Source organism: Psychrobacter sp. LFX-11D, from assembly GCF_904846475.1.
In the GTDB taxonomy this organism is placed as follows: domain Bacteria; phylum Pseudomonadota; class Gammaproteobacteria; order Pseudomonadales; family Moraxellaceae; genus Psychrobacter; species Psychrobacter cryohalolentis.
Window position 1 is genome coordinate 152691 of sequence record NZ_CAJHAV010000002.1, and the last position, 24933, is coordinate 177623.

The window sequence follows — 24933 nt, forward strand, 5'->3', positions numbered from 1 at the left end:
AAACTATCCCGTAGGAAAACATCATCAATCACAGTGACACAACAGATTGAAAAATGGACGCACGCCCTAATAAATGCCACATGAGATATCCTAAACCTGCAACACCCAATGCCCAAAGTATCAATCCGCAACGCAATGATAATCGCGACGATTTGCATAGCCCACTAATATCGACGCCAATTACGGCGGCGGCGGCTTGGACAGATACGCCTATCATATCGAGCGCGGCAAAGCGCCCTAAGTTACCAGCGCTGTTTATATCGCATGGTGCACCGACGCTGGCTATCGAGCAATCTGCTACGACGAGCGCGCTAGCTCGTATAGGACAAAACTTACCCAAACCTCGTGCCATAGTCATTATGTCCGCGCATTGGCAGTCAGCGAAACTTGAGATCAGCAGCAATCCTGAGCCAAAAACGTGGCATGATTTTTCAGGTTTTACTCCAGAGCTATATGAGCTGCAATATCCTGCTACTGGTCATCCAGCACTTGCTGAGACCTTGGCGCAGCAACTGAGTGCCCGTGGTATTGTTTGTAGGGTCAATCCCTTACGTGTCAGTGACCATGGGGTATGGGCGCCACTTTTACACCTGTATCCACAGGCTGATATTCCTATCGTACAAGTATCCTTGCCACAGTATTATGACAGTATCGCTTGCTATCAATTGGGCGCGCAACTGGCACGGCTGCGTGATGAGCAAATTCTGATTATTGGTTCAGGGAATATCACCCACAATTTGCAAGCGCTACGCTGGCAAGCAGACAGTATTGATCAAACCGCAAAAGATTTTAAAGTTTGGCTGCTACAACAGCTCAAAACCGACATCCCAAGCGCCTTAGACTGGCAGCAATATCCTGACTATAAAGATATCCACCCAAGTGATGAGCATTTACTGCCGCTATTTTTTGCTTTAGGTGCCGGTCAACGTGTCTCAGTCGTGCATCAAAGTATGGCGCATCATAGCTTAGGCATGGATATCTATCGCTTTGATTAAAGGCTCTCAATCAAGGCGATAGATATATGCAGGTATACCACACTACTTTTCAAAAGCAAGTTTAGTAAATAAACCTGCACGCTCCATTTCGCCTGCTACACTCAATAACGTCGTCTCATCATTCATACGCCCAATCAATTGCATGCCGATCGGCAGACCTTTTTTACTCATACCGACAGGCAACGACATGGCTGGCAAGCCTGTAATATTACCCAATAAGGTAAAACCCATCTTCCCAAGCACTGGCGAGCTTAACTTTTCAATCATGCCTGAGCTAAAAGCGTATTTGCCCATATTCATGCCTTTATTTAGCAAACCAGCACTGCGCATCAGCATTTCATCCATGCGACTTGGTGGTAATACGCCATGTTTTACTGCCGGTGTTGGAACGGTTGGGCACAAAATCATATCGTAGGTCTCTAGCAGAAGACCGGTTTGATATTGGCTATCATGCCAGCCATGCTTGGCGTGCGCCAAATCAACAGCCGATAGTGAACGTCCTAACATTGCCATATTATACGTTTGCGGTTCAAGATTTTGTATATGCTGCGCACCATAGCAACGCTCAATATTATCAATAGTAAACGCAGTATGCGCGCAAACAACGACTAAAAAATTATGCCAGAATTGTTCAATATTAATATTAGGTTCAGCCGGTATTACGCGGTGACCCATGGCTTCTAGCTGCTTAGCGGTCTGCTCTAATACGACCAGTACTTCTTTATCGACCACAGTGTTAGCGACCAATGGCTGTTGATGCAAGGCGATGGTCAGTTGTCGTGGCGCGCGCATTGCCGCTTCTAAGAAAGTACCTTTAGGCGGCGCTATGACATAAGGCGCCCCAATCTCAGCACCACTAGTCGCATCAAGCATCGCGGCACTATCACGCACGCTACGTGTAATTACATGATCGGCTACTGCGCCTTCCCAGCCTTCACCAAATAAGGGACCCATTGGGTTACGTCCACGACTGGGTTTGAGTCCAAACGTACCACACCACGCGGCAGGAAAACGTATCGAGCCGCCACCATCGCCCGCGCCTGCCATCGGTACGATACCACTTGCCACTGCCGCCGCACTACCACCCGATGAGCCACCAGAACTATAACCTTTTTTAAAAGGATTATGTGTCACGCCATGCGCTTTTGGCTCAGTGGTGATAATCAAGCCAAATTCTGGGGTATTGGTCTTACCAAAGGTATTAACGCCGGTAGCTTTCATACGCTTGACGATTTCGCTATCGCTTTTTGAGATGATATTGACGCTACGACTGCCCATCGTAATCGGCTCATCCGTGAAGCTAAATGACAAATCTTTTAACAAATAAGGGACGCCGTTAAATACACCAGCTGGCAGTCCCGCCTGCGCTGCAGCATAAGCGCGCTCGTCAAAACGATGAATGATAGCATTCAATTTGGGATTGAGCTGATTGGCTTGATAGACTGCTGCATCCAGCAACTCTTTGGTACTGACTTCCCCAGCATTGACCAATGCCGCGAGTGCTAATGCATCGTATTGGGTATATTCTTTAAACATAACCGACCTTCCTTGGAGAATAATCAAATTAAAATTTTGAAAAGATTAATATGTATCCGATTTATAGACAGCATCCAGTTTAGTATAAAACCTTACTGTTTATAATGAATAAACAAACTCATTAGTCATTTACGGTATTTAGAATCCTATTTGATAGGGGCAATTGATAGCCTGAAACTAATACTCCTAAAACCTTTTACTACATAAAATTCCTTAATATCTTCAATAAAAAAGACGAGTTACTTTCGTAAATCGTCTTTTTACCATCCAGTCAAACATAAGCTCTACATTAGTAGCTCACGTTTACCACTCTTACCCATTGAACTGACCAGTCCAGCCTCTTCCATCGAGTCAACAATACGTGCGGCGCGGTTATAGCCAATGCTAAATTTACGCTGAATACTAGAAGCGGAAACTTTACGAGTCTCCATAATAAAACCAACGGCTTCGTTGTACAGGTCATCATCTTCACCAGAGGCATTGGCAGCACTACTGCCACCGCTAGGACTAGACAATTCAAAATTGCCTGCCATATTGTCGATATAATCAGGCGCACCGCGCTCACGCCATGCATCACAGACGCTATTGACCTCTTCATCGCTGACATAAGCTCCATGGACACGATCAGGTTCAATCTGCCCAGGCCCTAAGAACAGCATATCGCCATTACCAAGCATATCTTCTGCGCCACCACTATCCAAAATAGTCCGTGAATCGACTTTTGAGTTGACTCGTAACGCTGCTCGTACCGGAATATTGGCTTTAATCAAACCAGTAATCACATCAACTGAAGGACGCTGAGTCGCAAGGATTAAATGAATCCCTGCTGCCCGCGATTTTTGCGCCAAGCGTGTAATTAACTCTTCTGCCTGCTTACCGACCTGCATAATCATATCGGCAAACTCGTCGGCAACGATGACAATCATCGGTAAGGTTTTTAGCTTTGGTGCTTGGCTAATACTTACACTGTCATTGGGTCGCCATAATGGGTCAAGCATTGGATTGCCTGATTTTTCAGCAGCGATCACTTTTTTGTTAAACTCGTTTAGTTTACGCACTTTTAGCAAGCTCATAAGCTGATAACGACGTTCCATCTCTGCGACGCACCATGACAAGGCACTTGCCGCCTCAGTCATATCGGTAACGACTGGGGTCAGCAAATGCGGAATATCATTATAGTTGGCAAGTTCAAGCTGCTTAGGATCGATAAGAATCATTCGCAGCTCGTTCGGCGTATATTTTAGCAGCATCGATAGTAACATGGCGTTGACCAAGACTGATTTACCAGAACCCGTCGTACCAGCGACCAACATATGCGGCGCTCGTGCAAGATCAGTAATAATAGCTTTACCGCCAATATCTTTACCCATCGCCATACTGATTTGCGCTTTAGGATCTTTAAATTTTTCGGTATCCAACAACTCAATCAAACGTACCATTTCGCGCTGTTTATTGGGCACTTCAATGCCAATGTATGGCTTGCCAGGAATAACCTCAACCACACGTAAAGATGCCATTGATAATGAGCGTGCCAAATCGCGTGAAATCCCTGTGACTTTACTGGCTTTTATCCCAGGCGCTAGGTCTACTTCAAAGCGAGTGACGACAGGTCCTGGAATCGCATTGACAACGTTTGCTTTGACATTGAACTCTTGTAATTTGATTTCCAGTAGCTCTGATAACTGCTCAAGCTCAGCAAGCGTATAGCTTGGCTGACGATTGGGGTCTGGCTTATCTAAGATCGACATCTCTGGAATCGGCGACAGACTACTACGATAGGCAGCCGTTTGCATTGAGCGTGATTTTTGACTGAATGCAATATCATCACTAATATGAGGCATAACGGGAGCATCAATCTCGTCAGTGCTATCATAAACATTGTCGTCTTCTGGCATCATATCCGTAATATGATTGCTACTATCACCTTCTGGGACTGCAAAACTCATAGTTGGTTTGGTTACTGTGGCTGACTCGATACTTGATATGGTAGCCGTACTCTCTGCTATTGGTGGTGCTTTTGGATTTGCAGGCGGGGTATTGGTCGGTGTCATATCTATTATTTCTGATGTATTCTCTACATCAGCATCAGCAAAAGACTCCAAATCGTTCAACAAGTCATTTGCAGCATTATTAGGAATGTCGTCAGTAGTGTCGTTTGGTGAGATAGTAGTTTGCTGCTGAATAGGTGCAGCTGCCCTTTCTGTTAATGTCTCTACGGCAGATAATTCTTGTTCATGGCTAAAATCAGTCGCTTCCGGCACTGCCGCATGTTCTGCCAACCATGCATCCACTAAGCTATCGACGCTAGGCGCTGATTCAGGAATATCTGGCTGCGTAGTTGACATGTTCGGTGCATAATCATTTAACGAATGTGCTGCTTGTTGCTGAGTCTCCTCTTGAGTGATATCAAGAACTGGGCTAGCAGAAGAAATTTCAGTATTTAAGCTGTCAACAGAAGCAGCAGCTGATGCCTCTGAATATGGAGCATTTACGACATCATAAGGTATCGTATCTTGCTCATTTTCTATCTGGTTTGCTAATAAATCAGCGACAGTATTTGCATCGTTCCATGCAAAACTTGGCTCAACCTTTCTGATAGGCATTGGCGTAGCATTGGTAGCAGGTACTGATGTTTTATTCAGATTAAAAGCGCTATTGCTAATCGTTGTGGCGGCTGCAGTTTGCAGCTGCTCTTCTCGTTTGGTACTTTCACTGGCGACTTGCGCAGCGGCTGCCATAGAAGCTTTTACACTGGCACCCAATCCTGAAGACGATAAAAAGTCTGTCAATGCGCTATTAAAACGACCACTTCTATTGTCTTGCTGTTTATTTTTGGCCTGTTCATCCACTTGCAACTCAAGAGGCAATTGCTCATATTCTGGAGTATCAGTCTCACTTATTGCTGTATCACGACCTTGTTTATCGGCAGCACTAGTAGCATTGTCTTCTTGTGTTATTTGACTAGCGTCAAGGCTGCTATCAAGGTTTTTGACACCTGACCCAAACCAAGACAAAGTTTTAATTTTTTCGTAAATACTCATCCAATGAATATTAAAGGCAAAGGTGGTCGTAATAGCGACAAACACTGCCAAAAACGTCACACTCCCCCACTGCGACAATAGCTGTGCTAGCCTCGCTTGTAGCTCAAGACCAATAATACCGCCAGCAACGCCTTTGAGTCCTGACGACATCGGATCTGCTACCTGCTGTACCAATGCAATCAACTGGGCAAATAAGGCACTGCTGCTCAATATTAAAAACACATAAGCAACCAAGCGTAATAACCAAAACGTCGGTTTATTGTCCCACCAAATCAGTACTGACTCATAAACCAGAAACGCCAGTAACCACCACGCACCAAAACCAAAGAAGCTATACAGCAAATCTGAGAGCCATGCGCCCATCTCGCCGCCCATATTATTAATGGTCGTCATATCACTACTGATGTGCGACCAGCTAGGATCATTACCGGTATAAGTCATCAAAATCACGAACAAATAAACCGCGAGGAGTAATCCTAGTAGGGTAAATATGCCCTTTTTTAAGTAATCAATAATTGGTGCTGATATCACGTAAGATCTGCCTTGTTGTTAATACTCGTCATGAATACTCAATAGTCGTCAAACCATGATTAAGCTTAATCATGCTGACATAAATTCCTGATAGAAACTGCTGTAATAGGTTACGACTGATGTGGCGTAATAACACAAAAACTTTATCTAAAATACTACGACAAAATATTGACCGCATTGCTGTTTTTGTTTTGTGCGCGGCATACAACTTCTTATAATAACAAATACATAGCTGCCATGGCGACCGTGTTATCAATAAAGCGCATAAGAAAATCAATCCAGTAGTGATTTAGCCAAAAATGCAGCTAGTGAAAAATGATGCCTGTTCTTTTTGCATTAGAATCTAACCAAAATATATTAAAGCTCTACGTTACTGCTGATATAAATTTTTTATAGCCTCTGTCTGCGTACGTACAGCAAGCAAGACAAATTAATACCAGCAGTACGTGATGTTTATATATCACTTTTCACTGACTATATTTGAATATGGGCTCATTTTTGGTACTAAAATTTCAAGCTTCAGATACTTTAGTTCTAATGATACCCATATTTGTTTTAGCAAACTTGCACTTTTTGCTCTTAGCCCTTATGTTATTATCACATAGCAACGATAATAACCAGATACGTCGTCATTTTTACGCCTATCTTTTATAATACTTATAATATCTACTTATTATTTTAACGTTGAACCTTTTCACATTTATTGCTCTAGCAAGGAAATCTTATGGCAACTGATAATACTGCTCCACGCCACGAAAAACTCATTATTTTAGGTTCAGGTCCTGCTGGTTATTCTGCCGCTGTGTATGCAGCACGCGCCAACCTAAAGCCTGTTATGGTCACCGGTATGGAAGTCGGCGGACAGCTCACGACGACGACCGAAGTCGATAACTGGCCGGGTGATGCACATGATTTGACTGGTCCTGCATTGATGGAGCGTATGAAAGCCCATGCCGAACGCTTTGGTACTGAACTGGTTTATGATCATGTCAATGCTGTGAATTTAAATGTGCGTCCTTTTGAGCTGACTGGTAATAACGGCAATTACACCTGTGATGCTCTTATTATCTCAACCGGCGCATCAGCACAGTATCTAGGTCTAGAGTCAGAAACCAAATTCCGTGGTCTTGGCGTTTCTGCCTGTGCAACTTGTGATGGCTTCTTTTATAAAGACCAAAAAGTGGCAGTTATCGGTGGTGGTAACACGGCCGTTGAAGAAGCGCTGTATTTATCAAATATCGCCGCTGAAGTCACTTTAGTCCATCGTCGTGATAGCTTACGCTCAGAAAAAATCCTACAAGATAAACTATTTGAAAAAGCCAAAAATGGTAATGTCAAAATCGAGTGGAACCACAGCGTAAAAGAAGTGGTTGGTGATGATATGGGCGTTAATGGCGTGGTCATTGAATCTATGATTGATGGCAGTACCAAGCAACTGGACGTGTTTGGTATGTTTGTCGCCATTGGTCATAAGCCGAATACTGACTTATTCGAAGGTCAGTTAGAGATGAAAGACGGTTATCTGATCGTCAACAGCGGTCTCAATGGTAATGCTACCCAAACCAGTATCGAAGGGGTTTTTGCCGCAGGTGACGTCGCAGATCATGTCTATCGTCAAGCGATCACCTCTGCTGGTACGGGCTGTATGGCAGCACTTGATGCTGAAAAGTACCTAGATGCAATAGGCGAAACGGTCGCTCAAGATCATACTTATGCTTCAACGTTGACAGCTGACAAAGAAGCGTAAATGAGCGATTTTGTTAATGATGGTCATACAACGCCTGAGGCTTTTGTTCAACATATCAAGAGTCTTGGGCGTTATGACTTTCCAGAGCCAGCGATAGTAGACCCTGAAGGTATGGGCATTGTGGCTATCGGGGGAGATTTAGCCCCTGAGACGCTGATTTCTGCTTATGTACAGGGTCTATTTCCTTGGTTTAATGACGATGAGCCAATTGCTTGGTGGTGCCCTGAACCCAGATGTGTGATGCAGCCGACAGACTATCAGCCGAGTAAATCGCTACGTAAGCAAGCAAACCGTAGTCGTTGGCAGTTGACGCTGAATCAAGCTTTTGATGAGGTCATACACGCTTGTAGTTTACCGCGTAGTAATGGCGTTAATGACGATCTTAATGAAAGTCAGCCTGAAGGCGAACATACTTGGATTCATGATGAGATGATTGAAGCCTATAGCGAGCTACATGCTCAAGGCTTTGCGCATAGTATTGAAGTTTGGGATGATAAAGGCACGCTCGTTGGCGGTTTATATGGCTTAAAAATAGGCGGCATTTATTTTGGTGAATCGATGTTTCATATCGCTTCTAATGCATCAAAGCTGGCATTTTGGGGCTTGATGCGCTTATGTGAGCAAAGCAATGTTAATCTTGTTGACTGTCAACTCCCTAACGATCATCTCACAAGTTTAGGTGCTATCACCTTGTCACGTACTGAGTTTTTGGCTCAACTAGACATATTAATATCTAATAGTTCAGATAATTGGCACAAAAACTCGCATAAGCCTCTAGCGGTATCGCTGTTAGAGAGTTTGCAACCTTGGCAATTAAACCTCTAGTTTCTTACTTTATTTTAAAATCTAAAGTTGATCTGGCTAATCGATAGTTAAAATAGTGCGACTCGATTGAGTACGTATGATTATTACTGTTACGTTTAATCGGCAATTTTTTCATAAATCAGCAACTTACCTATCACGATCATGAGTACATTATGGCACCTGATACCTCTTTTTTATTAATAGGTAAGCTGGCAACCAAAGCCAACACCACTAAAGATACGATTCGTCACTATGACCAGTTGGGGCTGCTAAAGTCTCGTAAGCGTCAGGCAGGTTCACGGCTATATACTGAGTTTCATCCAGAATGTGTTGAACGTATCGAATTAATTAAAAGCGCACAAGCAATTGGCTTTACCCTGACTGAAATCAAAGACAGCCTCAATGATTATTATGATGGGCAGCTTGATATTGACTTACAGCTGAACATTACCCAGCAAAAACTGATTCAAATCAGAAAACAACAAACGACCATCAGTTTGATGATAGAGATGTTGACCGAACGCATTGATATTCTTGAGCATATGAAGTCTGATAGTGGTTATAAACTCGACATTGATGTGTGTAAAAAGACACTGCCTTTATCCTGATAAGGAAACCTCGATACCACACCGCTTTTATTATTTGTTATTGTTTTAAATCTCAAATAATAAAAGCTGCTAATATTTTTTAAGATTAATTATAAATACGCTGCATGATTAGCGCGTCGACTGCCGGTTGATGCGCTGCTTGATAGTAGTTTTTACGTGTATGAATCACAGTAAATCCTTGCTGCTCATATAGCGCGATCGCAGCAGTATTGTCTGCCCGCACTTCTAATAAAAGACTCTCTACTTGATTGGCCTTTAACGCCTCATCTAGTCTAATAAAAACTCGTGATGCTATACCTTGACGCTGATAATCAGGATGAGTGCCAATACGTAAAATCTCTGCTTGCTCAAACAATAATTGGTATAAACAGTAGCCAATCAATTCGTTTGCAGAATTATCAGTAACAACCATCAGACTGATACTATCCTGTTCGAGCAGGTCGCCTATTGTTTGAGATGTCCAAGGGTCTTGTAGCTGAACCATAGCTTCAACAGCTGCAACTGCTTCGACCATTTCTGTACGCTTATCTGGTTCATCTAATAGTATTTTTACATCGAACATCAGTGCCTCTTTATTTGCTGGCTTTAGTGTCAGTTATATTATCGTTGATTGTCGACACTGTCATTCTATTAGCAAACCATACCAAAAAAAAGCCACCCTCTTTCGAGGATGGCTTTTGACTAATTATTAACGACAATCAGATTACTCTGACAGCGTTAAGTATTAGTTCAATACGTTAGCAACAACACCAGCGCCTACCGTACGGCCGCCTTCACGAATAGCAAAGCGAAGACCTTTGTCCATAGCGATTGGGTGGATAAGCTCTACGCCCATCTCAACGTTATCACCAGGCATAACCATTTCAGTACCGTCTTGTAATTGGATTGCGCCAGTTACGTCAGTGGTACGGAAGTAGAACTGTGGACGATAGCCGTTTAGGAATGGTGTGTGACGACCACCCTCTTCTTTGCTTAACACGTATACTTCAGCGTCAAACTTGGTATGAGGCGTGATTGAACCTGGCTTAGCTAGTACTTGGCCACGTTGTACGTCTTCACGCTTAGTACCACGTAGTAGTACGCCACAGTTTTCGCCTGCACGACCTTCGTCAAGCAGTTTACGGAACATCTCTACACCAGTACAGGTGGTTTTTTGAGTGTCACGGATACCGACGATTTCGATTTCGTCGCCAACGCGTACGATACCAGATTCAACACGGCCAGTTACAACAGTACCACGACCTGAGATTGAGAATACGTCTTCGATTGGCATTAGGAATGCTTTGTCGATGTCACGCTCTGGCTCTGGGATGTAGGTGTCAAGAACGTTTAATAGTTCTACAACGGCTGGTTGACCATATTTTTCTTGTGAGCCTTTTAGGGCTTCAGTTGCAGAACCATGGATGATTGGGGTGTCATCACCTGGGAAGTCATAGTCGCTTAATAATTCACGAACTTCCATTTCTACGAGTTCAAGCAATTCTTCGTCATCAACAACGTCGCATTTGTTCATGAATACGACGATGTACGGTACGCCAACCTGACGTGAAAGCAGGATGTGCTCACGGGTTTGTGGCATAGGGCCGTCAGTTGCAGATACAACTAGGATTGCGCCGTCCATCTGGGCTGCACCGGTGATCATGTTTTTAACATAATCGGCGTGACCTGGGCAATCAACGTGAGCGTAATGACGTGATGGGGTGTCATATTCTACGTGTGAGGTGTTGATGGTGATGCCACGTGCTTTTTCTTCTGGTGCTGAGTCAATAGACGCGTAGTCTTTGGCTTCGCCACCAGAGGTGATTGCAGCTACGGTTGCGATTGCAGCGGTAAGGGTGGTTTTACCGTGGTCAACGTGTCCGATGGTACCGACGTTAACATGTGGTTTTAGACGTTCAAACTTGGCCTTTGCCATGGGTATTTCCTCTTTTTTTGGTGAATATTTATCAATCAAAGATCGGTAAATAACTGTTTGACGGCTTATGATGTATGACCATCAAACCGTTGACACTGTGTTTTTTCTATTAAACCAATATTTATTAAAATACTAGCTATAACGCTATACTATCTTTGTGTTCGATATTTTAGCTGTTAAGCTTATAAATAGAGGCATTATACGTGCTTTTCAATCTGTTGAACATGACAAGTTAATATACAGTACTGCTATTGCACTACTTTATCTAACTCTTATTCATTTAATTCTTTATACAGCTCATTTATTAGATAAAGATAACACCTACTAACAAACTGACAGCGCAAAAAGGCAACACCTCAGTGTCACCTTTGAATTATTCTCTGCCACACTGTATGTATAATTTTCGATATTTTATAATTTTGATACCAATACTGAGCTATGGACAAACATTAGCAAAGCGAATATAAATAATGGAACAATAAATGGAGCTCATATTGAGAATTGAACTCAAGACCTCTCCCTTACCAAGGGAGTGCTCTACCGCTGAGCTATATGAGCGTGCTTCTAACAACTACAGTAGCCAACCACTAAGTTGCACTAAAAAAAATATCACGATACAGCAATAATAACTGACTGTCGTGATGAGTATTGATGATTTGTGCAATGGTACATATATGGAGCGGGTGGCGGGAATCGAACCCGCGTCATTAGCTTGGAAGGCTAAGGTGTTACCATTATACCACACCCGCATTTACTCTTATCTGGGTTGACTCTGATAAAGAATCATGGATTGATATAGAGTATGCTTGGCGCTAAGACGAACTTAGAAAAATATGGTGGTGGGAGAAGGATTCGAACCTTCGAAGCTTTCGCGACAGATTTACAGTCTGTTGGGTTTGACCGCTCCCCAATCCCACCTTAGGTTGCTTTAAACAAAAATGGCTTTAGTTTAAGACATATTCATAAAAAGCTACTTTGAGAGAGATGGTGCCGACTGCCGGGATCGAACTGGCGACCTACTGATTACAAGTCAGTTGCTCTACCAACTGAGCTAAGTCGGCTTGTTCTCTCAAAGTGGAGGCTATTCTATCAAATATTTTGAGATGCGCAAGCCCTTTTTTAGTATTTTTGACTTTATTTTAATAAAAAATCTCAAACAACTGATTATAAAAGGGTTTTTATTTTTTGAAAATAGCTACTTTTACTGCTCTTATTCCAACGGTCTATCTTTTAGCCAAAAAACCTAGTCACTTAACTTCTTTGGATTGGTTATTCATTGCTAGAAACATTCAATAATTGTGTAAACCTGCCAAGCGCCAATACTTATCAGCGACAGATTTTTTAAAAGATACCGTTAAAACTTGTGATTCCTACGATGCTAAGATAAAACTTGTTCGCTATAAAATTACTATTTAAAGCGATGCAAAATTTATCCTAACATAGTACTAATCTCTTAAAGCAAATCAACTACAACTTTTACCAGTTGACCAATTTATTATTTAAATAAACAAAGATAGCTCTCTTGTTAAAAATTGGCTATACCATGCCTGTATTAAACAACCATAGTGCTAAGCCAATAATAATAATTGCGACAAACACCCATATAAACCAACTACCACTCGGTTTCTTTTCAACTGCTCCAGTAGTGGCAGGGTTATCCAGTGCTTGATCCATCGCATTATTGCCTGTAGTACCCAAATCGCGAGATTGACCTAGATTGGCTGTGCCCGAAAACTGTGAAGTGGCTGCCTGTTTAGCACGCAGTACATCTGGATCTGCTTCTTCTTGCAAGGCCGTCTTAGTGGTTTTGTCATGCTCTGGCTCAATAGCTGCTTCAATGACTGGCGCCTCACTTACAGGAGACGTTTCTGAAAGGGTTTCGGATACAGCGTCTTTATGTAGCAAAGGCTCATCAGCTAAGACGGGCTGCTCTAAAAGTGATTCTTGATGAGCAGAAGGCGTTGATGTAGTTTCGGTTGAGATAGACTCTATTACTTCGGGCTCAGCAGCCACAATAGGGACACTTGAGGTTTCAGTAGGACTATATTCTACTTCGCTCAATACAGGTTCGGCTTTATCTGCGGCGGCTAAGATATCAGTGATGCCTGTTTCTTTAATCACTGGCTCATCTGTTTGAGCAGCGCTAACAATCTGTTCTGCTTGCACAGCAGCAATAGGCATTGCTTCTAAAGAATTTTCGACAGGTAATATCTCTTCGATTATCGTTTCTTTGACGACTGGCTCTGCTTCAACGATAGGTGCTATCTCAGTATCAGGACTCAACATTAACGTTGGTTTATCTGCAACTGCTTGCTCATGAATAACAGTAGCAGCCACTGGCTTACTTACCTGAAAAATAAAGCTTGCAAACCCAAGCGTATCCTCTGCTGATAACTGCTTCGATTCATTGGCAGCGATACGCTCATCATTAATAAAAGTGCCATTTGACGACTCTAGATCTTTTACGTATAGCTGACCGTTTAAGACACTCAGTTGTGCATGATTGCGTGAAATTTGCTTGCTACCTAGTACCAGATCATTATCACTACCACGGCCCACAGAGAGGCTGTCAGTGACCGTTAATGTCAGATCGCCAAGTGCCTCTGTCAAGGCATTCAACTGCCATGTATTGGTCGTTGCGGCATTCATATTATCGATATCGTTTGTCATGCGATGACTCCTTATTTATTATTAAATATTCATGATGGTCATTAGCTGATCCATCCTATTGTATCTGACGTTTATAGCTATATTATTTAGAGATAAAGCGCGGTTGTATGATACCGCTAAGCTTATTATAAGGAATGCTAAGCACTGGCATACCATAGGCATAGGGAGCGATAGCATAATGCTGATAACGAATATCAATCCCTTTATCCGTCAATGTGACGTTATCACTTAAGGTAAATGGCCAATTTTTTTCGTAGTTTTTCACATCTTTATCGACCGTTTTCACCCAGTCTTTATAAGCATTATAGACAAGCGCATTAAACTGTGGCTTTTTACCGCTTTGCAGCATATCAGCCAGTTTAATTTGTTTTTTCGTCTTCTGGTCAAACACTAGATATTCGCTATACGGCATTCCATGTGCGCCGCCAGTAAAGACATATGAGCTTATCTCGAACGTCTCAAAATCATTAATATGACCCACATATTCAGGTGTCACCGTTAGGCTGTAAGCAAACGCACTGTCACTCGGTAGCTCATTCAATTGCGAGGCAGCAAAACCATCAAGCGCGTTTTTGACAGCAGCTGGAGTGGCTTTGGTAGTGATAGGCGCAGATTCAGAGGGTTTACTATTTACAACCAGCGTATTGATACGCTGATTGGTGATATCGTTTATCCATTTGTGATTGGTTTTAAGATATTTAACTTCAATCTCCGGACAGTTATCACGCGCCGTGCAGGTTTCTTGTAGTTTTTTGGGTAACTGATAATCGAGATACTCTGTGCTACTAAAAAGGCTACCGGCATATGCTGAGAAGCTTAACGTGCCAAACAGCAACCCACTACTTACTATTGACAATAAACGCAGCCTACCCGCATCCGTAGAAGATTGCTGGACTGATTGTGACTCAATAATAGGACGTTGATTAGCAGTTTTCATATAGCCTCTTTAATATATCTATAAGATTTACTGATATTCTACCGTAACCTTTGTCCTATATTGTAGGAACACTGTTCGTGTTTTTTCTAGAACCATAGGGATTAAAATCAATAATACGCTGTTTGATAAGCTAATAAAAAAGACACGATAACGTGTCTTTTAAGATTAAGCAAAGTGGCATAATGGATTTTAGTGCTCACGCGTATTGCTAAACGTCACTTCTGGATAGCGATCTTGCATCAGCTGCAAGTTCACCCGTGATGGCGCAAGATAAGTCAGATGACCACCGCCATCTAGCGATAGTTGGTCATGGGCTTTGCGCTTAAACTTGGCTAACGCCACTTCGTCATCGCAATGAATCCAGCGAACGGTCGCAATCGATACCGGCTCAAAGATACACTGTACTTTGTACTCTTCTTTGAGACGATGGGCGACCACTTCGAACTGTAGTACACCGACCGCGCCCAAGATTAAATCATTATTAATCTGCGGCATAAAGACCTGCGTTGCGCCCTCTTCACTCAACTGCTGTAGACCTTTTTGCAGCGCTTTTGATTTGAGCGGATCTTTTAGAATGACACGGCGGAACAGCTCAGGAGCAAAATGTGGGATACCAGTAAAATTCAGCTCTTCGCCTTCAGTGAAGCTATCACCAATAGAAATCGTACCGTGATTATGCAAACCAATAATATCACCCGGATAGGCTTCTTCTAGTGCTTCTCGATCACCTGCCAAAAAGGTCAGTGCATCGGCAATACGTACATCCTTACCCAAACGCACATGCTTCAATTTCATGCCTTTTTCATACTTGCCTGAGCAGACACGTAAAAATGCAATGCGATCACGATGACGCGGATCCATGTTTGCCTGAATCTTAAAGACAAAACCACTAAACGCTGTCTCAGTCGCAGCTACTTCACGTTCATTGGTCGGATGCGCTTTTGGTGGCGGCGCATATTTGATTAAAGTATCAAGTACCATATTGACGCCAAAGTTACCTAGCGCTGTACCGAACAATACGGGTGTCATCTCACCGGCTAAAAACTCTTCAACATCGAAGTCTTCTAGCGCCATTTGTACCAATTCTAATGACTCTTCAAACGAGGCGAACATTAAAGCGCCTAAGCGCTCACGGATATCAGGATAATCATAGCCTTCGCGCGTCTCAGCGACCGTCATATCACCGCCATGACCTTTCTCATAAAAATAGGTTTTGTTTTCGGTTAAATGATAGACACCAACAAAATCCTGTCCCATACCGATAGGCCAAGTGACGGGAATACATTTAATCTTTAATACCGCTTCGATTTCACTCAATAGCTCAAGCGGCTCACGAATCTGGCGGTCAAGTTTATTGACGAATGAGATGATGGGCGTATCACGCATCCGGCAAACCTCCATCAATTTGATGGTACGTTCTTCGACACCTTTTGCGCCATCGACCATCATCAGCGCACTGTCTACAGCGGTCAGAGTACGATAGGTATCTTCACTAAAGTCAGCGTGACCCGGTGTATCTAGCAGGTTGACCATATGTTCTTTATAAGGGAACTGCATGACCGAGGTGGTAATAGAAATACCACGCTCCTGCTCCATACTCATCCAATCAGATGTCGCATGGCGGTCGGTTTTACGACCTTTGACCTCGCCCACTACTTGAATCGCTTTACCCCATAGCAGCAGCTTTTCGGTCATCGTAGTCTTACCAGCATCAGGATGCGAGATGATGGCAAAAGTGCGGCGCTTGGCCACTTCTTTATTTAATTTCTTTGGATCTACGCTCATAATTATTGGCTTCAACGTTGTGTCATTTAGAAATCAATCTAAATAAATAGTGTAAACAATGGGCATATTGTAGCGGATTTAGCGTCAAGGTGCAGAATTAGCGTATAAAAAAACACTCTCTATCAAGCAAATAGAGAGTGTTTATGACTTTTTAAGCTTAATAATATTTTGTTATTTGCGTGGCTAAAAAGTCGGCGGCAACATCGTTATATAACTTGCAATCAACTACACCATTACGCTCATCCGAATTCGCTTCAGTTTTGCCACTAGCAACATAATCAGTCTCATATATACGATTACTACTATTATTGTAGGAATATACAACAGCACTATAAATATATTCTGGATCGTCGTTTGTGGCAAAAAACTTAATCTGTGACGCTGTTTGACGATTACTTATTCCGACTCCAAAGCCTTCTTTGGTTTGCGATGGACGATTGTCGTTAAAGCGATTTTTCGCGACATTAAGCCAGTCATTAAGTGTTCGATAATTGGTTTCGTTTTTGGCGTTAAATGCTAAAAACTCACGCTCACTGGTGATTGATGGGATATAACAAATAGAACCCTCTGGAAAGGCAGCATTAACATTGTTAGCTGATATTTTTGAGTAAGTGTTTAAGGCAGTACGGATACCAGAGCTGTTTTTTGTATTGCTTCCAGCTTTATAGCTATCAGCTTTGCGTCCTGATAAATCAACTTTATTATAAGTAATTCTATAATCTATAACAGTATTGCTATTTTTAAGATAAATAGGGCGTTTGACCGTAAGATTATTTACCTCAATATATCTATTTTCTAGCGTTCCCTCAAAACTGTTTAGCAAAACAGTTTTATCTAGCGTATTAATTCCTTGGCTATTATAGTTGGCTATAATATTGATAACTTCACTATTGTGCTCTCCTGTACGGTATTTTTCGTTGATACGGGCAATATTGTTAGCGTTACCTTCAAAGCTGCTTACTATCAACTCATTACTACCGCCTGAACCAAAAATAGCATCTTCACCCTCGCCGCAGCCCGCAAGGCTAAATGTCATTAAACATAATGCAATAGGTGTCATTACTAATTTATTCATCTTAAAACGTCCTCTTTAAATATTGGTACTAATAATTATGATTGTTATAAATCCGATTTATACGCTTAGTTTACCCTACTGTAACGATGAGTTATAGCAAACTTAGGTTTTGTTTCACAAACTTAAAAGGTAAACTTACAAATTCATATCATACTTTTACTGCCGCTATATAAAGCTCGCTTTATCCTCTGGTATGCTAGATGGGCTATTTTATAACTAGCTATAACAAGACTCAAAAATACTATCTAGAAATGATGGAAAACAATTTATATAAAAGGATACATTATGGAAACCCTATATTCGACTAAAGCATCTGTCACTGGTGGCCGTGCAGGTAAAGCTAGCGTACAAGACAGCGATTTAACCATCAATATGGTTGCACCTGGTTCTGGTAAAGACGGTAATAACCCAGAGCAACTGTTCGCTATGGGCTATGCTGCTTGTTTTGATGGCGCACTTGGTGCCGTCAAAGGGGCAGAAAAAGCAAAGTTTGATTCTACTACTGAAGTATTAGTAGATTTAAAGAAAGGCGAAGGTCTAGATTTTCAATTGGCGGTGAAGATTCACGTTATCGGTGAAAATACAGAGCTATCAGCGGATGAGTTTCAGCAATTGGTTGAGAAAGCCAATAAGGTCTGCCCATATTCTAAAGCGACCCATGGTAATGTCGATAGCGCAGTAACCTCAGAAGTAAAATAAGTTTCTAGTAACTACAATAGTTACAATGATAAAAAGAACTCAGTTGATCTGGGTTCTTTTTTTATGAATTATCATTTTAGGTCGTACACATCGTAACTGTTTATGCATTCTATTCGTTCATCATCTATTCGGCACGCAGCGCTTTTATCGTTATAATGAAGGTATCTTTTTACTCCATACTTACTGCAAAATATTTACTGACCAATACTTGCGACCCAAAACCTGATAAGTGACTCTCTATGACTGCCAACGATCACAACTCCCACTCGCCTATTAATCCCAATACGCTACCGAATTTTGCAACGATGCCCAATGTGGCGACAATGGACACCACGCATGTGGACAAAAACCAGCCACCTTTTATCTTGGTCGATGGCTCTTATTATCTGTTTCGTACCTATCATGCGCTGCCAAAAACCATGCAGAATTCGCAAGGGCTAGTCACCAATGCAATACGTGGCACGCTCAATGCACTTTTAAAGCTGATGCGCCGTTATCATCCAACCCATATGGCCGTTTGTTTTGATACCAAATCGCCAACCTTTCGTCATGCTATGTCAGAAGAGTACAAAGCCAATCGTCCAAAAATGGATATCGAGCTTGCCGAGCAGATTCCTTATATTCATCGTTTGGTCACCGCGCTTGGGATTCCACTGTTACGTATCGAAGGCGCAGAAGCGGACGATATTATCGGTACGCTCGCCTATCGTGCAGTTGCCGAAGGGCATCACGTGGTTATCTCAACTGGCGATAAAGACATGATGCAGCTGATTAATGACTGCGTAATATTAGAAGATAGCTTCACAGGCAAGATGACTGATAGCGCTGGCGTGGTTGAAAAATTCGGTATCAATCCTGAACAGATGATTGATTTTTTAACTTTGATGGGCGATTCCTCTGACGGTATCAAAGGCGTGCCCGGTATTGGTAAAAAGACCGCCAAAGACTTGTTAAATGAATATGGCACTATCGATAATATGCTCAAAAACGTCGCCAATATCAAAGGACGTGCTGGCAAAAACCTGCTCGAATATGCCGATGATATTCCGATGAACGCGCAACTGGCAACCATTGTCACTGATTTAGAAGTGGGGCAAGACTGGCAAGATTTAAAAATAAACACCGATCCTTGCGCCCACATCGATGAGCTACGTGAGCTATATAGTGAGCTCGAATTTAGAAATGAGTTAGCGTCACTTGATCACCCTAATCATCCTGCCAATGGCACGCAAAGTGTTGCTCATAGTCAAGCTGATGCTGAGTCACAAGCGCAAATCGCTAAATCCCTACAATCAAGCACCATCGGTGATATTACCGATAGCAAAATTCATGATAGAGCATGGCATACTATTTTAGACGAGCCTGCCTTTGACAACTTAGTTCAATTGTTAGCAGCTGCGCCGCATTTCGTTATCGATACCGAAACCACGAGTGTCTATTGGCGTCAGGCTGAATTGGTTGGCTTATCTTTTGCTGTGCAAGCACACGAAGCTTATTATATTCCGCTGACTCATGCGCTAGAAGGCGATGAATTAACAGCAAAACAGCTCGACCGCGATACCGTTTTGGCGCGTTTAAAGCCTATTTTAGAAAACCCAAACATCGGTAAAATCGGTCAACATTTAAAGTATGATGCCCATATTCTTAGCCTTTATGACATAAACCTCTTAGGCAATATTCATGACAAGCTCAACAATTGGGCGATGGATACCATGCTTGCCAGCTATGTGATTAATGCTGCCATTACCCGTCATGGCATGGATGATTTGGCACGGCATTACCTGCAAACGCAGACTATTAGCTTTGAAGATGTCGCTGGTAAAGGCGCTAAGCAAGTGAGTTTCGATCAAGTGGCGATTGATATTGCTAGCGACTATGCTTGTGAAGATGCTGACATTACTTATCAATTATTTGAGCTGTTTAGTCAAAAGCTTGCTGATGATACCAATAACGCTAAGCTACTACATGAATTAGAGATTCCAACCGCAGAGATACTGTGCCAAATGGAAGCAAACGGTATCTTAATTAGGCGTCCGTTTTTAAACGAGTTATCTAAACGCTTTGATGAAGAAATCATTGCCCTAGAAAAACGTGCGTACGAAGTCGCCGGTGAAGAGTTTAATCTTGGCTCTCCTAAGCAGCTTGGAGAGATGTTATTCGATAAGCTGGGCGTCGTGGGTGGCAAAAAAACCAAAACCGGTCAATATTCTACTGGTGAAGCCGTCTTATCAAAAATCGACCATCCTTTGGTCGATATTACTTTAGAGTATCGCGGACTCTCTAAACTTAAGAGCACCTATACCGATGCGCTGGATAATGTGGCAGATGCCAAGACTGACCGTGTGCATACCAGCTACCATCAAGCATTGACCAGTACTGGGCGCTTATCTTCAACTGATCCCAACTTACAAAATATTCCTATTCGTACCGCTACTGGTCGCTTGATTCGTCAAGCATTTATTGCGCCAGAAGGTCGAGTCATATTAGCAGCGGATTATTCACAAATTGAGCTGCGTTTGATGGCGCATTTCTCAGGTGATAAAAATCTAACTCATGCCTTTAATGAAGGGCTAGATATTCATGCTGCCACTGCCGCCGAAGTACTAGGAAAAGAGGTCGCAGAGATTACAGCAACCGAGCGCCGTAATGCCAAAGCCATTAACTTTGGTCTGCTATATGGCATGAGCGCCTTTGGACTAGCCAAACAGTTACAGATGAGCCGTAGTGAGGCGCAAGACTATATCGATATGTATTTTGAGCGCTATCCTGGCGTCAAAGACTATATGATCAATACTCGTGCCAGCGCTTATGAGCATGGCTATATCGAGACGATATTGGGTCGTAAGCTTTATACCCCTGATATCAATCACAGCAATCGCATGGTCAAACAAGGCGCTGAACGGGCAGCGATTAACGCGCCATTACAAGGTTCTGCAGCTGACTTGATTAAGCTTGCAATGATTGCCGTCGACAAAGTATTACCTAAAGAGCAGGCAAAAATGCTACTGCAAGTACATGATGAGCTAGTGTTCGAAGTCGATGCTGACAAGGTCGATGAGATAAGCCAATTGATTACTAATGCTATGCAAGATGTCTTAACAGCAACAGCAGTTGAAAAAGGCTGGAACGTCAATTTTGCAGTGCCGCTATTGGTTGAGACGGATTGTGGTCAGAATTGGGATGAGGCGCATTGATTCTTAAGGAGATTTTAAGTAGGTTTAATGCTATTTAAGATACTTGACACTCGCAGCGTAAACTAAAAAAAACAGTCGCGTATCATCATTGTCGGTATAATAAACCTATCTTATTTTTTCCCAAATTATTTTTTAGTCTAAAGTGAGCCTTAGCGCTCACTTTTTTTATTCTAAAAATCAGGAGCGCTTATTTTGGCTGCAGATGGCATTATCGAAATCCCCGGCATTATCTTACTGATAGCCTGTATATTACGTTGCGTGCAATATGTAGTGCAGAGTGAAAGCAAGCAAAGTCTTTATTTTTGGCTGGCATCAGTATTGACGTTTTTTGCGGTGATCCGTCGCGAGTTAAACTATTTACCCGAGTTGTTTATTGCTAGCGATTTTTCACTGTTAAATCAGTCCTATGACTGGTGGGAAGATGCGGTACTTCTTATAGTTTATCTGCTTATCGTGGGTTTATTAGCGTATACCTGGCGTTATCTCTGGGCAGTCTTAAAATCGGTGCCGGTTTATTTATATCTTATGATAGTGGGATTGGCATTATTAGAATATATGGGCGAAAACGCGATTATGATTCCTCAAGGTTTGGGAGAGATTGTTGAAGAAATGGCAGAAACTGGCGTTTACGCGATTGCATTGACCTATATATGGCGTTTCAAACCGCTTATGTTTGAAAGACGCTTGCCATCTAATAAGCGCTATTCATCATGCCAAGCGTAGTAATCACTGGTCATGATAGCATTTGTCTTAGCGCTAACTTTTAATAGAGAGTTTGCTATACTAAAAATTAGCGCATTTTTTCAGGCATCATTTATCACCAATCATTAAGCGAGTCATTATGAATATATTCATTACGGGTGCATCACGCGGTATCGGTCTAGCGACAGCAAAACGATTGCTCGCAAAAGGTCATAGCGTCGGTCTTTTTGATATTGACACGGTTGAGCTTGAGCGTGCGATTGATGATAAAACTTTTAAAAAAGCGCTAAAAAGCAATCGTCTCGTCCATGGTCATCTAGATGTCATTGACCCTGAAGCATGGGATACGGCAATCGATCATATGCTGGAGAATTTTGGTGGTATTGATGTCTTGATTAATAATGCTGGCGTATTGGTGAGTGGCGCGTTGCCCAATACTGACTTGGACAAGCAATTGTCATTGATTGATATCAATTGTAAAGGTGTGCTCATCGGCTGTCATAAGCTAGCGCCGCATTTAGCCGACAGCAAAAACGCCAAAATCATCAATCTCTCATCTGCTTCAGCGATATATGGTCAATCTGAAGTGGCACCTTATTCTGCCAGTAAATTCTTTGTCCGCGGTTTAACTGAAGGGCTAAATATTGAATACGCTGAGCTAGGTATCAAAGTGATTGATGTCATGCCACTATGGGTAAAATCCGACATGACGAAAGACATCAAGGTCACCAGTATCGACCGTTTGGGCATCAATCTAACCGTTGACGATGTGGCTAAAACCTTGTGTAAATTAAGCGCTCAGCCGAATCGCAAGCTGTCACGGACTCACTATCCTATTGGCTTTCCCGCTAAAATGCTGCATACAGCGTCGCAAGTCGCACCTGACTCATTAATGCGCTTTATCAATAGTAAAATCGGTACTAAATAAATTTAGATTATAAATTTCAAAAGTAACATGACAATATTTAAACGGCTACCAAGATTTGGCAGCCGTTTTTTTACGGTTAAATAAGCAACCTTCGTACATATTTTTAACATCCTGTGACACCTTACTACTAGAGGCAATGATGATAAGCGGACAAAATAGCTATACGACCACATTTAAACCCTACTAGGCTTGTTAACTATAAAAACTAAGGAAGACAGTATGGAACACTCAAAAACCCCGCTACCAGAAGAGATGAATCACATCGAAGGTGATGAAAATATTGATAATGATATCGATGAAGGTCAAGATAACCAAGGTAGCCAAGAGGTCGATTTAGACAATCCTATGCTGCATGTTATCGACAATGATGACTTTGACGATGATGCAGGATTTAATAATTCGCAAGTCGGAAGTGATGCAACCCAAGGTCTTACCCCTGTACATCATCAAAATATCGATGAATCACGTATTGATGAGTTGCTGGTTGAAGAGAATTTAGATGATAGCCATTACCCCAGTATTGCCGACATTGCTGACAAAGACGCAGCAAAACTAAGCCATGACAATGACTTTTAAAGAGTACTTTTAGAAAATTATTGATAAAAAAATATCGAACATGATGTTCGGTATTTTTTTGAATATTCATTTGATATTAAAAACGTTTATGCCCAACCATCCAGAGTCCCTGCCCAACCTTTTACCAATGGCGCACTCATTGCCTCTAACAAGTCTATATGTGCTTCATCAGCGTTGAGCGCTGGAATATAATGGTATTCTTGCCCGCCAGCATGCAGGAAAGTCTCGCGGTTTTCGATAGCCAATTCTTCCAAGGTTTCTAGGCAATCTGCCGAAAACGCAGGACTCAGAATTTGTACCGAGCGCACACCTGAGCTGCCCCACTCTTTGAGTACCACATCGGTATAGGGCTTAATCCATTCTTGCTTACCAAAGCGTGACTGGAAACTGATGATCCATTCATCTGGTTTTAGCCCAAGCTCATGAGCCACTTGTGCCGCCGTACATTTACAGCGCTTCGGATACGGATCGCCTTTATCAGCATAAGGCTGCGGAATACCGTGAAAGCTAAACATGAGCTTTTCAGGCTTGCCATGTACCGCTTGAAAACGACGGATGCTATCTGCTAATGCTTTAATATATAAAGGATGAGCAAAGTAATCTTTAACTATCGTTAGATTGGGCAAATTACGCTGCTTAAGCGACCACTTAGTAATCGCATCATAAACTGCACCTGTTGAAGTCGCTGAATACTGCGGAAACACGGGTAACATGACGAAATGGTCAACCCCTTCGCTACGCAATTGATCCATGACATCAGGCAAACCCGGATTACCGTAGCTCATCGCGGCATGAACAGACACGCGAAATGGCGCAGCACGTTCAGCCAAACGCTTGTCTAACATCTCAACTTGCGCGTTAAGAATATTGCGCATCGGCGAATCGCCATCCCAAATACTGGCATATGCTTCTGCTACCCGTTTCGGGCGACTTGGCAGCACAAACAGATTGAGGATAATCGCCCATAAGAATTTTGGGATTTCAATCACGCGCGGATCGGACAAAAACTGTTTGAGATAACGACGGACAGCTGGCGCGGTCGGTTCATCTGGCGTACCAAGGTTGACAAGTAAAACGGCAATACGGGGAGGCAGGTCAGGTTTCATAGCAGCACTGTTTTATAGTTAAGTTGATGAAGGAAGCTCTACAAAAGATTGTTAAGACAGTATTCAATGAGCACGCCGTTAGTG

The 24933-nt window shown here is 42.4% G+C and carries 18 protein-coding genes and 4 tRNA genes; 9 read left to right on the top strand and 13 right to left on the bottom strand.

The features are described from left to right. Nucleotides 1–80 precede the first annotated feature (80 nt). Nucleotides 81–995: a DODA-type extradiol aromatic ring-opening family dioxygenase gene (locus JMX75_RS02260; RefSeq protein WP_227672977.1), complete on the top strand. Its 915-nt coding sequence runs from the start codon at nucleotides 81–83 to the stop codon at nucleotides 993–995. A 42-nt stretch (nucleotides 996–1037) separates the two neighbouring features. Here JMX75_RS02260 and JMX75_RS02265 read toward each other — a convergent pair whose 3' ends face one another. Next, nucleotides 1038–2531, bottom strand: coding sequence for an amidase (locus tag JMX75_RS02265; protein WP_201530741.1), 1494 nt, complete (start codon nucleotides 2529–2531; stop codon nucleotides 1038–1040). A gap of 284 nt (nucleotides 2532–2815) precedes the next feature. Next, complete coding sequence (locus JMX75_RS02270; RefSeq protein ID WP_201530743.1) at nucleotides 2816–6103, bottom strand: DNA translocase FtsK 4TM domain-containing protein; 3288 nt, start codon at nucleotides 6101–6103, stop codon at nucleotides 2816–2818. Nucleotides 6104–6827: 724 nt separating this feature from the next. Between JMX75_RS02270 and trxB the strand changes: the two genes are divergently transcribed. From trxB to JMX75_RS02285, 3 genes are all read left to right on the top strand, one after another. Beyond that, nucleotides 6828–7850, top strand: a complete 1023-nt coding sequence (gene trxB, locus JMX75_RS02275; protein ID WP_201530745.1) for a thioredoxin-disulfide reductase — start codon at nucleotides 6828–6830, stop codon at nucleotides 7848–7850. Continuing rightward, a complete protein-coding gene (aat, locus tag JMX75_RS02280; RefSeq protein WP_201530746.1) occupies nucleotides 7851–8675 on the top strand; it encodes a leucyl/phenylalanyl-tRNA--protein transferase in 825 nt (274 codons plus the stop codon). 152 nt (nucleotides 8676–8827) lie between these two features. Continuing rightward, nucleotides 8828–9262 carry a MerR family transcriptional regulator gene (locus JMX75_RS02285; protein ID WP_201530748.1) on the top strand — a complete coding sequence of 145 codons (435 nt, stop codon included), beginning with the start codon at nucleotides 8828–8830 and terminating at the stop codon, nucleotides 9260–9262. A gap of 85 nt (nucleotides 9263–9347) precedes the next feature. On the opposite strand, the gene rimI is transcribed toward JMX75_RS02285, so the two are convergent. The 10 genes from rimI to JMX75_RS02335 all read right to left on the bottom strand — a co-directional run bounded on the left by rimI (nucleotide 9348) and on the right by JMX75_RS02335 (nucleotide 17644). Continuing rightward, complete coding sequence (gene rimI / locus JMX75_RS02290) at nucleotides 9348–9824, bottom strand: ribosomal protein S18-alanine N-acetyltransferase (RefSeq protein WP_201530750.1); 477 nt, start codon at nucleotides 9822–9824, stop codon at nucleotides 9348–9350. Nucleotides 9825–9986: 162 nt separating this feature from the next. Beyond that, nucleotides 9987–11177 carry an elongation factor Tu gene (tuf, locus tag JMX75_RS02295; protein WP_011512793.1) on the bottom strand — a complete coding sequence of 397 codons (1191 nt, stop codon included), beginning with the start codon at nucleotides 11175–11177 and terminating at the stop codon, nucleotides 9987–9989. A 483-nt stretch (nucleotides 11178–11660) separates the two neighbouring features. Then, nucleotides 11661–11735 (bottom strand) — tRNA-Thr (locus tag JMX75_RS02300). 117 nt (nucleotides 11736–11852) lie between these two features. After that, a tRNA-Gly gene (locus JMX75_RS02305) sits at nucleotides 11853–11926 on the bottom strand. 85 nt (nucleotides 11927–12011) lie between these two features. Continuing rightward, a tRNA-Tyr gene (locus JMX75_RS02310) sits at nucleotides 12012–12095 on the bottom strand. A 67-nt stretch (nucleotides 12096–12162) separates the two neighbouring features. Continuing rightward, nucleotides 12163–12238: transfer RNA gene (locus JMX75_RS02315), tRNA-Thr, on the bottom strand. A 475-nt stretch (nucleotides 12239–12713) separates the two neighbouring features. Continuing rightward, on the bottom strand, nucleotides 12714–13847 hold the full coding sequence (locus JMX75_RS02320; RefSeq protein WP_011512792.1) for an FHA domain-containing protein: 1134 nt from the start codon (nucleotides 13845–13847) through the stop codon (nucleotides 12714–12716). 82 nt (nucleotides 13848–13929) lie between these two features. Further along, on the bottom strand, nucleotides 13930–14784 hold the full coding sequence (locus JMX75_RS02325; protein ID WP_201530752.1) for an RsiV family protein: 855 nt from the start codon (nucleotides 14782–14784) through the stop codon (nucleotides 13930–13932). A gap of 189 nt (nucleotides 14785–14973) precedes the next feature. Then, nucleotides 14974–16569 (bottom strand): peptide chain release factor 3, encoded by a 1596-nt coding sequence (locus tag JMX75_RS02330; protein ID WP_181209591.1) that lies wholly within the window; start codon nucleotides 16567–16569, stop codon nucleotides 14974–14976. Nucleotides 16570–16726: 157 nt separating this feature from the next. Next, nucleotides 16727–17644, bottom strand: a complete 918-nt coding sequence (locus JMX75_RS02335) for a hypothetical protein (RefSeq protein WP_201530754.1) — start codon at nucleotides 17642–17644, stop codon at nucleotides 16727–16729. Nucleotides 17645–17929: 285 nt separating this feature from the next. Here JMX75_RS02335 and JMX75_RS02340 point away from each other — a divergent pair, with 285 nt between their 5' ends. From JMX75_RS02340 to JMX75_RS02360, 5 genes are all read left to right on the top strand, one after another. Beyond that, the gene (locus JMX75_RS02340) at nucleotides 17930–18343 is read left to right on the top strand and encodes an Ohr family peroxiredoxin (RefSeq protein ID WP_201530756.1); all 414 of its coding nucleotides are present in this window, start codon (nucleotides 17930–17932) and stop codon (nucleotides 18341–18343) included. Nucleotides 18344–18582: 239 nt separating this feature from the next. Next, nucleotides 18583–21537 carry a DNA polymerase I gene (gene polA / locus JMX75_RS02345; RefSeq protein ID WP_201530757.1) on the top strand — a complete coding sequence of 985 codons (2955 nt, stop codon included), beginning with the start codon at nucleotides 18583–18585 and terminating at the stop codon, nucleotides 21535–21537. Nucleotides 21538–21729: 192 nt separating this feature from the next. Next, nucleotides 21730–22260 (top strand): hypothetical protein, encoded by a 531-nt coding sequence (locus JMX75_RS02350; protein WP_201530759.1) that lies wholly within the window; start codon nucleotides 21730–21732, stop codon nucleotides 22258–22260. 118 nt (nucleotides 22261–22378) lie between these two features. Next, nucleotides 22379–23167, top strand: a complete 789-nt coding sequence (locus JMX75_RS02355; protein WP_201530761.1) for an SDR family oxidoreductase — start codon at nucleotides 22379–22381, stop codon at nucleotides 23165–23167. Nucleotides 23168–23386: 219 nt separating this feature from the next. Then, nucleotides 23387–23743 (top strand): hypothetical protein, encoded by a 357-nt coding sequence (locus JMX75_RS02360; RefSeq protein ID WP_020442752.1) that lies wholly within the window; start codon nucleotides 23387–23389, stop codon nucleotides 23741–23743. Nucleotides 23744–23829: 86 nt separating this feature from the next. Here the strand turns inward: JMX75_RS02360 and hemH are convergent, their stop codons facing one another. After that, a complete protein-coding gene (gene hemH / locus JMX75_RS02365; RefSeq protein ID WP_201530763.1) occupies nucleotides 23830–24849 on the bottom strand; it encodes a ferrochelatase in 1020 nt (339 codons plus the stop codon). Between the last annotated feature and the right edge of the window lie 84 nt (nucleotides 24850–24933).